General features: G+C 51.9%; 1 protein-coding gene. It reads right to left on the bottom strand.

All coding sequences use genetic code 11. The annotated features are described in order from the left end of the window. Positions 1 to 24 precede the first annotated feature (24 nt). Entirely contained in the window at positions 25 to 16,164 is a 16,140-nt protein-coding gene (locus CZ379_RS01890) for a non-ribosomal peptide synthetase (RefSeq protein WP_110930052.1), read from the bottom strand. Positions 16,165 to 16,191: the final 27 nt, after the last annotated feature.

Below are 16,191 nucleotides of genomic sequence, written 5' to 3'. Positions count from 1 at the left end.
CGGTCGCTTCCACTTTCGACCGTACTATAGCTTCTTCTTCAATCGCTGGGATATCGCATCCAATTGTTTTTGCGAAAGCTTATTGTACTGGTAGTCTGTAGGCGTGATTTCCTTAACCTGCTTTGTGCAGCAATGCCGGATGATCTGAGCCAACTGCTCTTGATAACGATTGGCCAGCCCTTGTATCGTTTCCGGACGGTACTGGTATTTGTTGTAGTGAATATCCATAGTGAATTGATCTTCAACCACCATTCCATTCAATTCGAGCTTATGAGCTCTCTCGATCTGCGCCCCTACTTCAGGCCCCGCAGGGATATCGCTTAGCTCAAACAGCTCAGTCTGAGCGGCTGTACCGCCAAATTGCCCCAAATAGTTGAAGACAATTTCCGGTTTAAGCTGGAAATGCAGCGGGAGCTCAATATCCGGCTTGCTAACCGTTAAATGTTTGAGGACTTCGTAGCCCAGCCCTTTGCCTGGAATCCGCCGCAAAGCATCCTTGGTTCGTTTGATGACCTTGTCTAAATCATTTGTTCCTTCCGCGCCAAGCACGAATGGGAATATCGATGTAAACCACCCCACGGTTCTTGATACATCTAGCCCTTTCGCGATGGCTTCCCGTCCATGTCCCTCCAGTTGAATCAGCACGGAGGCAGCGCCCGCCCATTCCTGAAGCGTACGGCTTAAGGCCGCCAGCAGAATATCATTGATTTCCGTGCTGTAAGCATGGTGGACATCCGTTAACAGGCTTCGGGTTAAATCGGCGTCCAATGCCAGCTTCACCGTAGCATGATCTCCGGCTTGATTGGAGTCAATCTGATGATCGACGGGCAGCTCAACCGTTGAAGCCTGTTCAACGGCTTCCCAATATCTGACTTCCTTCAACAGTCCCTTGCTGGAGGCATATTGCCCCAGCCTCTGTGACCACTCTTGGAAGGAGTGAGTTTTCTCCGGAAGCATAACCGCCGACTGATTCAGCAATTGTCCATATACGGCAGCAAAATCCTCCAGAATAAAACGCCAGGATACCCCGTCAACAACCAGATGATGAATAATGACCAGCAAATAGTCGCCTAATGCGGTATGATAGACGGCCAATTGAATCAGCGGCCCCTTCTCGATATTCAACTCAGCCTGCAGCTTGGCTGATTGCCGCTCAATCTCCTCGCGAGAATCTCCGCTTGCCGTCACATCGAAAACATTAAATTGATAGAAGGTCTGCCCTTCTATGCCTCGATTGAACTGGATGACCCCGCTATCTCCCATGCTGAAGCTCATGCGGAGCGCATCGTGGTGCTCTGCCATCCGATCGAAAGCCTCCGTAACGAGCTCTGCCTCGAACCCTTCCCGTCTGTACAGCATGACAGAATGATTGTAATGGTGGATGTGCTCCCATTTCTGTTCGAACAGACGACTCTGAATCGGGGTAAGCCCCACTTCCCCTATCACCGGTTCTTGGCTGATTTTACGAACGGAAGTCTGCACGTACCTGCTTAGCTCCCGGATCGTTGGATATTTGAATAAATCCCTCATTTCCATCTTCAAGCCATGCGTCATGAGCCGGGACGACACCTGCAGCGCCTTGATCGAATCTCCGCCGCATTCAAAGAAATGATGATCCGTCCCAATGCCTTTGACGCCTAACGTTTCCTCCCACACCTGTACCATCGCTTCCTCGATCTCATTCGCCGGCGCCGAGTACGCCTCTGCCGGCTCAATATCGATAAGCGGCGCAGGCAGCGCTTTATAATCCAGCTTACCGTTCTCATTCAAAGGCATATGATCCAGGAATACATAAGCGGCTGGGAGCATATAAGAAGGCAGCCGATGGGCCAAATGACCTCGCATATCCGAGGCGGTCAACCCTTGCTGCGTCACAATATACGCGCACAAGTATTTCGTATCCTCACCGCTCTCCTTCACGGTAAGCGCCACTTCCTGCACATCGGAATGCTCCAGGAGCTGCGCTTCGATTTCGGCCAGTTCAACCCGATAGCCTCTGATCTTGAGCTGATGATCCATTCTGCCGATGAACTCAATATCGCCGTTTGGCAATCTTTTGGCTCGGTCTCCTGTCCTATACAGCCTCTGCTCAACATCGAACGGATGAGGCACAAATTTCTGTGTTGTGAGCTCGGGGTCATTCAAATATCCGCGCCCTAGGCCGCTGCCCGCAATGGCCAGCTCTCCGGGAACACCGTCCGGCAGCAAATTGCCATAGGCGTCCATAATATAGGCCTCAGCGTTAAAGATCGGCTGGCCGATGACCGGCTGTTTGCAGAATGCTTGGAAGTCGGTCCGCTTCAATGGATGGGCAATGCAGCCGATGGTCGCTTCCGTAGGGCCATAATGATTCAAGAACCTGATTTCGGGATAACGTTCGTAATATCGCTCGATATCCTGTACCTTCATCTTTTCACCGCCAAGCACGATCAGCTTCAGTGAATTGAGCAGCGCTTCCGCCTCAAACCGTTCATGGTTCACCATGATATGGAATAAGGACGGCGTCGCCTTGATAAAGGTAATGCCATTCGCCGCAATATAATCCAGCACATATTCGGGATCGACATAATCATGGCGGTCGAGCAAATGCAGCTCGCAGCCGCTGACCAGCGCAGGGTATAGCGCGGTATAGCACAGGTCAAAGCTGGCCGAGGAGAGCAGCATCGTCCTGTCGCTTTCATCAATCTGCTGAGATGTCGTAAACCAGTGCACATAGTTCGTCAGATTGCGATGTTCAAGCATGACGCCTTTAGGTGTTCCAGTTGTGCCGGAGGTGTAAATGACATAAGCCAGATCATGCTCGCTCACTTGGATATTTAAGTTATTCCCCTGTCCTTCGTACGTTTTAAGACGATCCAGCAAAAACACCTCGGTCACGCTCTCCGTTTCATGCAAGTGATCGGCATAAGTCAGCAGAAACTGTGCGCCGCTGTTGGTTAACATATATTCCACCCGGCCAGCCGGGAATTCGGGATCGATCGGCAGATAAGCTCCTCCCGCCTTGAGTACAGCCATCAGGGCTGCAATGGTCTCCGGCCGGTTCTCCATCACGATTCCAACAATGCCGCTGCTAGCCGCAAAGCCACCCTCCAGCATCATTCTCGCCAGCCGATTAGCTCTGGCGTTCAGTTCAGAGTAGCTCCATCTTTCACTTCCGAAGGCCAGGGCAGTTTGATCCGGCGTGCGCTCTGTCTGGGCTTCGAACCATTCAACAATGGTGCGGAATTCAGGCTGCTCTTTGGCGCTTGCAGCACCTTGCGCTTGGACGGGACTATCGCCTTGGATTGGATGTTGATCCTTGCTTTGATCTTGACTTCTGCGGCTAATGGACTGCTCCAGCTTCTCCTCAGCGGTTAGAAGAGATAGCTTCGCCAGTTCCAGCTCAGGCTGCTCCAAGCACGTTTGCAGAACATGAACAAGGTGCCGGGCAAAGCGCCGCATCGTGTCATTGGTAAACAACTCCGTGCAGTAGACAAACTCCAGATTAATATCATCATCTGTCACTTCCGCAAGCAGCGAAATATCAAATTTGGTCGATTGCTGCTCCAGCGGATAAGGCCTGACTGTCAAGCCCTCCATTTGGAAATCATCCTCGCTTGCATTTTGCATCGTCAGCATGACATCAAACAGCGGGCTGCGGCTTAAATCCCGCGGAATCGCCAACGCCTCCACCAGGCTCTCAAATGGATACTGCTGGTGCTCATAAGCGTTCAAGCAAATTTCCTTCACTTCTTCCAGGTAGGAAAGGAAGCTCTTCTGCCCCGTCGGCTTGCTTCGCATAGCCAGTGTATTGACGAAAACTCCCATCACCTGTCGTACATCGGCATGATCCCGCCCTGCTACGGCGGAGCCTACAATAACGTCCTCTTGTCCCGCATATTTCGACAGCAAGATGCTATAGCCGGCCAGCAGAATCATATACATCGTCGTTCCCGTCTCTCGGGCTAAGCGCTGTAATTGAACCGTCAGCTCCCGGCCGGCGGCATAATCCAGCTTGGCCCCCTCATAACTGTGCTGCTGCGGCCGCGGGAAATCGGTTGGCAGGCTTAATACGGGAAGCTCTCCCGCAAACTGCTGAAGCCAATATTGCTTATGACTCTCGTGCGCCCCTTCCGCTAGCTGCAAGTTATGCCAGGCGGCATAATCCTTATACTGAATGCGCAGCTTCGGCAGTTCTGCTCCGCTGTATAGCGCATTAAATTCTTCCATGAATACTCCGACAGACGTGCCGTCGGAAATGATGTGATGCATGTCGAGCAACAGTACGTAGTCATTCTCGTTCCTCTGCACGAGGCCAGCCCGGAATAAAGGCGCGCTGCTTAATTCAAAGGGGGCTACAAATTGCGCAGCTATATGCTCCAATTCGGCGCCGCTTGCCTTCCCGTAATTTTCAAGCCTGAACTCGGCTTCCGGATGGATAATCTGTACCGGCTCCCCTTCTACTAGTTCAAACGAGGTACGAAATGCTTCGTGCCGCTGCATCATGGCGCGGAAGGCATCCCCCAGTTTCTCCGTGTCCAGTTCTCCTTGAATTTCAAAAGCAGCCGTCATGTTATACGACGTATTCGGTTCGCTCATCTGATCCAGGATGAACAAGCGTCTCTGTGCTGTGGACACGGCATAATGGCTCTTCGTTTCTATGACTGGAATCTCAGCGAATGACTTATGAGCAGATTTCTGAATAAGCCCTGCTGCGCCCTGAATCGTGGGGTATTGAAAAATGCCCCGCACAGGGATGTCCACGCCGAATTCTTTGTTCATTCTCGAGACTAAAATCGTCGCCTTTAAGGAATGCCCTCCCCGTTCAAAAAAGTTGTCGTGGATGCCGATTTGCTCAAGGCCGAGCTCCTCTTTCCATAGATGAACCAGTCGTTCTTCCAATTCGTTGCTCGGCGGTGCATAGGACGACATCGCGGAATGGCTGGTTTCCGGGTCCGGCAAGGCTTTCTTATCGATTTTTCCATTGGGTGTTAGCGGCATTTGCTCCAGCGCAATAAAGTAGGATGGCACCATATATTCGGGCAGCGTGTTAAGCAGCTTCTCCCGAATAGATCCAAGCTCTGCCCTGCTATCTTCCGGCGCGAAATAGGCGCATAAATAGTAGTTGCCGCCTTCATCCTCCTTGGCTACGACAACAGCTTCCACCACCGGCAATTGCGAAATCATGGTTTTCTCGATTTCTTCCAGCTCGATGCGGTACCCGCGGATTTTAACCTGGAAATCGGTTCTGCCTATATATTCAAGGCAGCCGTCCTCTCTCCACTTTGCCAAATCGCCCGTGCGGTACATTTTGTGGCCGGGGACATGCGGATTGTCGACGAACTTCTCTTCCGTCAAATCTTCCCGCTGCCAATATCCCGCCGCCAAGCCGTCCCCCGCAATGCACAGCTCCCCAGGTACTCCAACCGGGACGAGCATGTCATCCGCATCCACGATATAAACCTGTGTGTTGGCAATAGGCCGACCGATGTCCACATGAGGATTGCCCGTCAGATCGCTTACGCAGGACCAGACGGTCGTCTCCGTAGGACCGTACATGTTGTAGATCCGTAAATGGGCGAAGCTCTGCAGCTGATGCAATAAATGAATCGGCAAAGGCTCTCCGCCGAGCATGATGTCGGTCACTTTTTCAAGAAAAGTCATTTGGGGATCGCCGGACATCAGCATTTTCAAACGGGACGGGGTAATTTGCAGCATTTGCACGTTATATGCCGTAATTAGCTGGTGCAGAGCTTTAGGGTCAAGCTGCTCGTTTTCGTTTGCTATGACGATCGTTAGTCCTTTCGTTAACGGCACCCATGTTTCCAGGACAAAAATATCGAAGGAAATCGTCGTCAAACCCAGTATGTTTTTTCCGGGAGTAAAGGCGATCTCTTGAGCCATCGCTTCAATGAAGTTATGAACAGCTTGATGCGTGATCATGACGCCTTTGGGGTTGCCTGTAGAGCCGGACGTATAGATGACATAGGCGTTATAATCGGCCGTATGCTTACGGAATGCCTGCTCGTCGTTTTCCTCCTGGTAGAGGCTTTCATCATGGACGAAAATCGTCGCCGCATTGCAATCGACGTGGTTCGCCAAATCCGCCTCGGTCAGCAATATCTGGGCATTGCTGTCTGTCAGCATATATTCAATGCGCTTCGCCGGATAATCGGGATCAATCGGCAAGTAGGCCGCCCCGGCCTTCAATACCCCTAACAAAGCGACGATCATATTGATCGAACGCGTAACCATGACTCCGGCAATCGTTCCTGGCAATACCCCCTTCTTGCGGAGAGCGGCCGCGAGCCGATTGGATTTCACGTCGAGTTCTTTATAGGTGTAAGACTTGTTATCCCATATCGCGGCAATGTCATCGGGCGTACGCTCGGCCTGACGCTGGAACAGCTCGTCAATCGTCAGCTGCTTGTCATAGTGCAAATCTGTTGCATTGAATTCAACAATCAGCCGCTGCCGCTCCTCTGGGGTTAACAGATCAATCTGGGACAAATGAACATCTGTGTTCTCTGCCACGGTATTTAAAATATTCACATAGTGGATCAGCATCCGTTCGGCTTTATCCCGCTTGAACAGCTTGGTGCTGTAATCCAGATTTAGCGCAATGGAATCCTCGCTCCAATCCTCCGCGCTCAAGGTCAAATCGTACGGCGACACTCCAGGATTCCTCTCCTCCGGCCTGAATGTAACGCCTGCTCCAGACACCGCCTCCATATCCATGTTCTGCAAAATAAACATGGTATCAAACAACGGATTGCGGCTGAGATCCCTTTGAATATTCAGCCGATCAACGAGCAGCTCGAACGGATAGTCCTGATTGTCGAAGGCAGTAATGCTGCTGTGCCGTACCTCCTCCAAGTATTCGCGGTACGCCTTATCCTTGGCAGGATAACTGCGAATAGCAACTGTATTGATAAACACACCGATCAGCGGCTCGATGTCGGGGTGAATTCGTCCCGATACCGGGGTACCGACGATCAAATCATCCTGTCCGGTGTATTTATGAAGCAAAACTTTATATGCGGACAGCATAACCATGAATAAGGTCGTATCGGTTCGGCTTGCCAACTGGCGGAGCCGCTTCGTCAGACGTTCATCCAAGCGGACAGTCAGACGTTGCCCCTCCATAGTTAACTGACCGGGCCTCGGATAATCAGTCGGCAAATTTAGAACCGGCAAATCTCCTTCAAATTGGTGAAGCCAATACGCCTCCTGCTCGCTTATTTTGCGATCCATCGCGATTTGGTTCTGCCAAACAGAATAATCGGTATACTGTACTTTTAACTCCGGCAGCGTATGCCCCTCGTAAAGCTCTACGAGCTCCCTCATAAACACGGCCATGGAATAGCCATCCGAAATCAGATGATGCATATCGATAAACAAAATATGCTCGACTGCCGACAGCTTCACAAGCTCAGCCCGGAACAGGGGCGCTTTGGTGAGATCGAACGGCTGCACGAAATGCCGGAATCTCTGTTCCGCCTCCTCCGGACGGGACAGCTCAAGCTCGGTGTACGGTACATCAAATTCGATCTTATCGCCTATGCGTTGAACAATTTCTTGCCCATCGATTTCAAACGTCGTTCTGAACACCTGATGTCTGCTGACGATATGCCGAAGAGCCGCGATCAGCCGCTCTGCATCAAGTGTGCCTCGAAGCGAGATTTGTCCGGGGATGTTGTGAACTAGTGTGCCGGTGTCCAGTTGCTCCAAAATATAAATGCGCTTCTGTGCCGCTGAGATCTCGTAAGTGCCCCGCGGTTCTTGCACTGGAATCGGCTGGAACGATTCTGCGGCCCCGCCATCGATAATTCCGGCTAGCTTGCGGATCGTCGGGTTTTGGAACCATTGCCCGATTGGAATTTGAATGCCGAATTCCTGATAGATTCGCGACAGCATGACTGTCGCCTTCAACGAGTTGCCCCCTAGCGAAGCGAAATGGTCGTGCACGCCAATGCTTGCAATTCCCAGAAGCTCGCGCCAGAGGCAAACAAGCCCGGCTTCCGTCTCATTTAAAGGCTCCTGCCCCTGCCGCGTCATATCCGGTGCCGGGAGCGAGCTCTCGTCGATCAATCCGTCCTCCAGCAGCGTAAACGACTCCAGCGAAACAAGATGAGCAGGGATCGCATAATCCGGCAAGCGCTCTGCCATCTCGGCCCTAACCAAAGACTCATCCATCTTGGCTGGCACAGCAATATAAGCTACGAGCTCCGGGGAATGATGTCCGGCAACCATCCGGACAACTGCTTGGGCATGCTTTAGGCTCGGCAGCTCCAGCAGCGCTTCCTCCAGCTGTACTAAATTAATGCGGTATCCCCGATTTTCGGCAACACGATCCGCCTCCCCGCAAATTTTCAACTCCCCGGACGGCATGAACATCGCCAATTGTCCCGTCGGTGTCATGCCCCCTGTATCGAAGTCCAATATTTGCAGTTCACCTGTAACGCCGAGGGGGGCTGGCTCCCCGTAGCTATCCAGAATACATTTCCCCCCATGGCTACTTTCGAGCTTTGCCAGGAAATGAGCCTGCTCATCTGTAAGTAGCGAAAGCTGGGAAACCTTCGTGGAGGAGTCCTTAACGATGGAGAGCAATAAGCGGCGATATCCCTCCGCCCAATGCTGCATGACCTCCGGCTGGATCAAATCAGCGCTGTAATCAAAATCAAGCCACAACTCCTGGTTGACTTCTGTTATGTTCAGGAATAAATCATAGTGCAAATGCTGAACCGGATAAGGCACTAGCTCCGTATCCAGTCCGCTGAAATTCAATTTCCGGACAGGTCGATCCATATTAAACAAGATGTTAATGGTCGGCATATGCGCCTTGGGCATCCGTTCGGCCAAGCTGGCCAGGGAATAGCTCTGATATCGATCCATTTGCTGCATTGCCATCTTCACGGAATGAAGATAATCTGCTGCTGAGTCGCTGCCCTGAATCTCTGTATATACCGGAAGCATGTTCACGCAATTTCCCATGAGATGGGTCTCGCCCATATGGGATTGTCCGGCCGTTGGAATGCCGACGACAATTTGCCGTTGCCCGGCAAGCCGATGCAGAAACAGGCCATAGGCGGCGAGCATTGTAATGAACAAGCTGTTCTTGCTTCTTATGCTTAAAGCTCTTAATTCCTTCGTGAGCTCGCGATCCAGCTTCAATGTCTGCCTGCCCCCGCTGAACGTCTTTCTCGCCATATGCCCTTCCGGAGAAGGCAATTGCAAAGTCGTGACAGGCTTGGAAAGGCGCTCTGACCAGAATGCCACGGCCTCATCGGCCTCGGGCTCATGCTGCAGCCGCTCCTGCCATTGCAAATATTGACGAAACGGAATTGGCTGCGGCAGCTCTGGAGTACGCTTCTGGCAAATGGCCGAATAAGCTTCCTCCAGCTCACCTACAAATACCGCAATCGACCAACCGTCCACGACGATATGATGGAAGGCAAGCGCCAGAACATGCTCTTCATCGGCCAAATGGAGCGCCGTTATGCGAAACAACGGCTGTTCGTCATGCAGGTCGAATGCTCTGGAAGCATCCGAAGCCAGCCAGTTGTCCAGCTTAGCCTTGCTCTCGCGCGCGGAGCGAGAACGAAGATCTACAACGGCAACCGGAGCCGGCAGATCCGGCAGTATCACCTGAAGCTCGCCGCTAGGATCGATAACTGTCCGCAAAGCCTCATGTCGTCGCATCAATACGCTTACTGCTTGCCGCAATGCCTGTACATCCAGCGCACCGTCCATTTTGAGCAGGACAGATTCGTTTAATGACGCGGAAGCCGGGCCTCCGGAGATTGAGGAAATCCATAGCTGCTTCTGCTCATTGGACAAGCCTGCCGTCCTCTTTCCCCCGTTATCATCCGGCGGCTCCGGCGTGCCCGGCAGGAACCCGCCGCGCTGCAAATCCCCGACACTCTCTTTGACAATGCGAATAATCGTGTTTATATCTTCCAGGGTATGTGCTGTGGACAGGAAGCAGTTGCGGCCTTCCCAGACATACAGCCCTTTGTGGTTCAAATGATAGAAGAATAATTCAATGTCGCCGAAGGAGACGAAGCGGAACAACGAGCCGTAATTGACCATATATATCGGAATGCTTCTTTCTTTGAAGAAAGAGTTCAATTCCCGCACCAAATAATCCGTATTGCGATTCAGCTCCTCGTATAGTGCTGCACCTTGTGATTCCAGGTAATCAATCGTTTTCAGCGCTACGCGCATCGTCAGCGGATGCGTGCAGAAGGTGCCGCCAACAAACGTCTTTTGCGCGGCCTTCACCGGATAGGAGGCATCGCCAAAACTCCACTTCCCGCCGTCAATTGGATCCATGAACGGCTCCTTGCCCGCAACGATACCGATTGGCAGACCGCCTCCCACCACCTTGCCGTAAACGACCAGATCCGCCTGCACGCCGAACCAAGCCTGAGCCCCGCCTAGACCGATGCGAAAACCAGTGATTACTTCGTCAAAAATAAGCGCGGTGCCTGATTGAGAGGTAATTTCCCTGAGCTGCTGCAAAAATTTGCGCGGTTGCAAATCCGGCCTGCGGCTCTGTACAGGCTCTACAATCACCGCGGCCAGCTCATGAGCATGCTTGCGGATAATCTCCAAAGATTCCGGCTTATTGTAATTCAATATCAGCGCGTCGCGAACATAATTTCCTTGGATGCCTGGCGCCATAGGAAGCGCGGAAGCTTCATCGGATTCCGGATTAGCTACTCCTAGAACCCCGTCAAACGTACCGTGATAGGAACCGGAGAAAATCACGACTTTCGAACGGCCCGTAGCTGCCCTCGCCGTACGCAAAGCCACCATAACGGCCTCCGTACCCGAATTGTAAAAGGCTACCCGGTCGACCCCCGTAATTCGGCTAATCCGCGCAGCCACTGCGCCGGCCAGATCGGACATCGGCCCTAAAGGCGGAAGCGAAGAAGACGATTGTGCCTTCATTTCCTCTATGATGAAATCGGGATTATGACCCAATAGGTTAACACCGAATCCCATCGTCAAGTCGATATATTCATTGCCGTCCACGTCCCACATCTTCGACCCGGAGGATCGCTCTGCCACGATCGGATAAATCGCTTCCTTCCAGTAAGAGCGAAACCCTGAAACATTGCGATTATTGGCATGTACTTCACGTGTTTGCTGGGTATAAGCTTTGGATCCTTGGGTACGGCTCATGTACTCAGTAAAGAAACGGTCTAAATATGCCTGCTGCTGCGCGGTAAAGTTACCGTCTTCTTCGATGATCATCGGCTGATAAGGAATGAATGGCTTAGACTCTTCCTGTGAAGCCTTATTCGTTTTAACAGCTTGGATCGCTTGGACGGGTGTCGCTGCTTGAGCAGGCTGCACGGCAGCTTGAACGCTTGCCGCTGCTTGGATGCCAGCCTCTGATTGAACGCCAGCTGATATATGAGCACCCTCGCCAGCATCATGTACCCCAGGCGTTGTTGACATCCCAGCCGCGTTGCTTCCATGTGCCTGCCCACTCCTAATGCCTTGCTCCGGGCAAAGCTCCGGCAAACCTTGCTGAATCAGGCTATTCTGCACGGATCTTCCGCTTAGTAAATCGAGCTGCCGGCCAAGAATATCGGATACACTCTGCTGCTGAAGACTCATAAGCTCGATTTGGCGAGCCATAATCCGTTCCATCGCCGAACTGCCGACGAGCGGAGATATTAATTCCCCCATCTCAGGGGGTCTCATTCCTTCCACCTCTACGGTTGCCGCTGCCGCCACTTGCCGCTGCTGCTCCGCCCCCTGCAGCACCGAATGCTGCTGAGACATCTCTTCACGGCTATTGGCTTCGGCTGCCGTCGTCACAGCTGTTGGCTGACGGACATCAGCATTTTCGAGGATATATTGAGTCAAGCTATGCACATTCGTAATCGAATCGAAAAAGCGCTCTATCGCAATATCCAAATCATAAATCTCTTCTATTTCCTTACGGATTCGCACGAGCATGATAGAATCCAGCCCCATCTCTAGGAAATGGGCATGCTCATCGATTTCAGCTTCGCTCAAGCCTGAAGCCTCGCTTACCATCTTCGTAATCGTCTTTTGTACCTCAGCCAACAGATCAGAGGCTTCAACAGCCGTCACCAGCAGTTCACCTGGATTAGACATCGAATTCCCCTCCACTTCTTGATTATCGATACGATCAATTTCTATCCAGCAGCGTTTCCGCTCAAAAGGATATAACGGCAAAGGTGTTCTGCGGACGGATTGCTGCAGGTACAGCGCGTCCCAATTCACGCGAGCGCCCTGAACATACAGCTCGCATATGCGTTCTAACCGCTCCCTGCCCGCCGAACCAGCCGATGCAATGGCTAGCACTTTCTCAGCCGCTTCTTCGCTGATTGCATTCAGCTCTTCCTCCGTGATTTCCCCTAACATACGCTGACTTCCCGATTCCGGGACGATCCGGTAAACTCCCCTGAATAATCCGGATTGCACGCCGTCTGCAGCTAGGCTGTCCAGCTTGCGGGATAATTCTTCCCGCGTTGCGCATACAAAAGCGATTCGGTGCTCCAAATGGGCCCGTCCCGCAGCTGCCGTATAGCAAATATCCGCGATGGATTGATGCGAAGACAGAGATAAATGGCTGATATACCGCTGAACCAGCTCCTGAAGCGAAGCTTCATTCTTCGCCGACAGAGTGAAAATATGAGATTGTCCGTTATCGCCAGCCGCTGTCTGCGGCAGCGGATTCACATACTCTTCCATAACGATGTGACAATTGGTGCCGCTGAAGCCGAAGGAGCTCACACCGCAGCGCAGCGGCTGCCCGGTATCATCGAAGGGTGCAAGCTCCGTATTGATGTAGAAAGGAGATTGCTCCAAATTAATGTTGTTGTTCGGCGCCCGGAAGTGAACAAGCGGCGGGTTTTGACGATGCTTCAGCATCAGTACTGACTTAATCAGGCTCGCAATGCCGGACGCTTCAAAGGTGTGGCCGATATTCGATTTCACTGAGCCGAGCGCACAATATTGCTTCTTATTTGTGTAGCCGGCAAAGGCTTTCTCCAAAGCAGAAAATTCAACAGGATCGCCGAGCTTCGTTCCCGTCCCATGAGCCTCAATAAAAGCGAGCGTATTCGGATCGAGCCCCGCATCTCTCCAAGCGGCTTGGATGACCTCTGTCTGCGAGGCTGGGTTGGGAGCGGTAATTCCTACCGTCGTGCCGTCCTGATTTATCGCGCTGCCCTTAATAACTGCGTAGACATGGTCTCCGTCCTGGATCGCTTGGCTTAGCGGCTTTAACAGCACCGAAGCTACGCCCTCGCTGACTCCCGTTCCATCGGAGGCCGCATCAAAGGCCCGGGTGTATCCATCGCCAGATTCCATATCAAGCCCTAGCGATAGCGGGAGCAGCGATGTTCTAACACCGCCGGCGAGCGCCATTTCGCATTCGCCGCTGCGAATTGCTTGGCACGCCATATGGACGGCGACCAAGGAGGAGGAGCAGGCCGTATCAATCGTGACCGCTGGCCCTTTCAGATCGAGAAAGTACGCGATGCGGCTCGCTAGTACCGATGGCAAATTTCCAACGACATAATTCGAAATCCGCTCCGGCTCATACTTGGAAATCAAACGTTCGTAATCATAGCCCACCTTGGAAAACCCGGCGTACACCCCTACATTGCGACCGCGCAGCTTATGGCCCGCATATCCCGCATCCTCCAATGTATGCCACGCCTGCTGCGTAAATAGCCGCTGATTCGGATCCATTAACTTGGCTTCATTTGGAGTCAGTTTGAAGAAGGCATAGTCAAACTTATCGATCTCATCCAAATAGCCGCCGACCCGAAAATCGGATTCGCTCTTATTCCAGCCGATAACCGACAAATAATCTTTGGCATCTTCCCGCCTGGTCGCCTGGTATTCACCGATATGATCCCGGCCCGCCGCCAAATTGCTCCAATAGTCCTGAAGAGTCGCAGCACCCGGTAAATACACAGACATGCCGATAATGGCAATGTCTCTATCGGATTGCACTGCTTCGTTTTCTTCCAAACCTCTGCTGCCTTGCACGTTCGTTTCTGTTCTAAGGTACTTAGCGAGGTCGGTAATCGAGGGATATGCGAATAAGTCGGCAACCGCCAGTTGAATTGAAAACTTCTTCTCGATCCGATCGGCAATTTGCACTAAATGAAGAGAGCTTGCTCCCATATCGAAATAGCTGTCCCCAATGCCGATTCCATCCTTCTCCAGCACTTCTCGGCAAATTTGCTGAATTTCCCGCTCGATTCCGCTTTGCGTAAGCCCCGTATGGTTAGGCGCAGCCTGTGCCGTTGGCAGAAACTCTTCCTGCTTGTCCAGAATCTCTTGACTCTCTTGATTCTCTTGGTTCACTTGGCTTACCCGATTTTCAATTTTCTCGGGCTCTTCTGTTTTCTTCGCCTTGCCTATCACTTCCATCTTTTCCGCCGACTCCAGCTTTGCCGCTTCAATTGTGCGGGCTAGCTCCCTTAATTCCTGCGATACCTCAGCGTACTCCCCGCCCTTATATTGCTGCGCCAGCTTATAGCGCTGCACCTTTCCGCTGGTCGTTTTGGGCATCCGTTTTATAGGGACGATATGGGCAATTTCCCAGCCTCCCCGCTGATTCAAAAGCCGCTTCAGCTCCACCATAGTCGGGTAGAACCTCTCTATTTTTTTCTTGGATACGACAAATAGAACGATTTCTTCTTTCTTCAGCTCTGCATTGTAAACCCCGCATGCAGCCACCCTGCCGAGCTCTACTCCTTCTACTTCCTCGGCGATCCGCTCCAGGTCATGAGGATATACGTTCTGCCCATTTACGAAAATAATGTCCTTCGCCCGCCCCGTAATGACCAGAAGTCCGTTACGCAGAAACCCTAGGTCTCCCGTCCGCACCCAGCCGTCCTCCGTCAATATACTCCGCGTCGCGTCAGGGTTGTTGTAATATCCCTGGGTAACGTTGTGCCCCTTGATATGTATATGGCCAACGACACCATCGCCTAGTTCATGATCCGCCTCATCGCAGATCCGGAACTGACAGTAATCAATGGGACTGCCAACCTCGACGAAGGACAGCCCTCCGGCAAAGTGCTTGTCCACCTCAGCAACCCGGTTGCCGATGCTTAACTGCTCGCGATCAACGTAAAGGGTCACGAATTCAGCCTCCACCGGGGGCATAGCCACTCCCACTGAGGCTTCAGCCAGGCCATAAACGGTGCACATGGCGGTTCGCTTCAATCCGTAAGGTGCGAGCGTATCCAAGAAAGCGTCGCATAAGTCGGTAGAAATCGGCTCTGCGCCGTTATAAATGATGCGAATCCGCGATAAATCCCAGCCGCTGGCCTTCTCCGTTTTGAAAAATTGCAGGAAATATTTATAGCCAAAGTTCGGCGAGGAAATTACGCTGACACGATGCTCGCTAGCCTTTTTGATCCATAAAATTGGCTGTCGGATAAATAAGGACGTGGGCATAATATACTGTTCCAGCTCAGCTACCAGCGGAGTCATATGATTGCAGATTAACCCCATATCATGCGTTAAAGGCATCCATTGCAAATAGGAATCCTCGGCAGTGATTTTCGAGCTGTTTAGTATGCCGCAGGTGTTGTAAATCAAGTTTCTGTGCGTCAGCATAACCCCCTTCGGATCGCCCGTGGAGCCCGAGGAAAACTGGATAAAAGCGATGTCCTCGGCTTTGGCACTATGTATTTGCGGAGCATGCTCCCGCATAAACACCTCGCTGTTGTCAATGAGCGTAACACTGTCCCGAATCAAGTCGTACAAGTGGGCTTGCCCACTTTTCCCCGTATATTTCTCTAAATCTAGCAATGTTTTTGACTCGGTAATTAAATAGGGACGATGCAGTACCTTCCAAATCCTAAACACCTTAATCTTATGCTCGTCATTGTTCCCCGTACTGACGGGTACCGGGATCATCCCACCTAAGATGCAGGCCCAGAAGGCAATGACAAAGTGACGGTTGTTCTCAATTTGAAACACGACTTCCTGCCCCTGGCTTACGCCCTGCGCTTGAAGATAGCCTAGGAAACCGCAGGCTTCCTCATACAGCTCTGTATAGGTCAATCGATCCTCCTGTTCATCTCCCTCTATAAAGGTAATGCCTCTATTGCCTGATTTTCCTCGCTCCTGAATTACATCGATAAGTGTTGTAAATTGCTTCGTAAACACATTCTTCCCCCCAGAAAAAGTATTAGC

Source organism: Paenibacillus bouchesdurhonensis (assembly GCF_900155685.1).
GTDB lineage: Bacteria > Bacillota > Bacilli > Paenibacillales > Paenibacillaceae > Fontibacillus > Fontibacillus bouchesdurhonensis.
The sequence above is the reverse complement of the archived record's forward strand: the minus strand, read 5'-3'. Positions and strand labels throughout refer to the sequence as shown.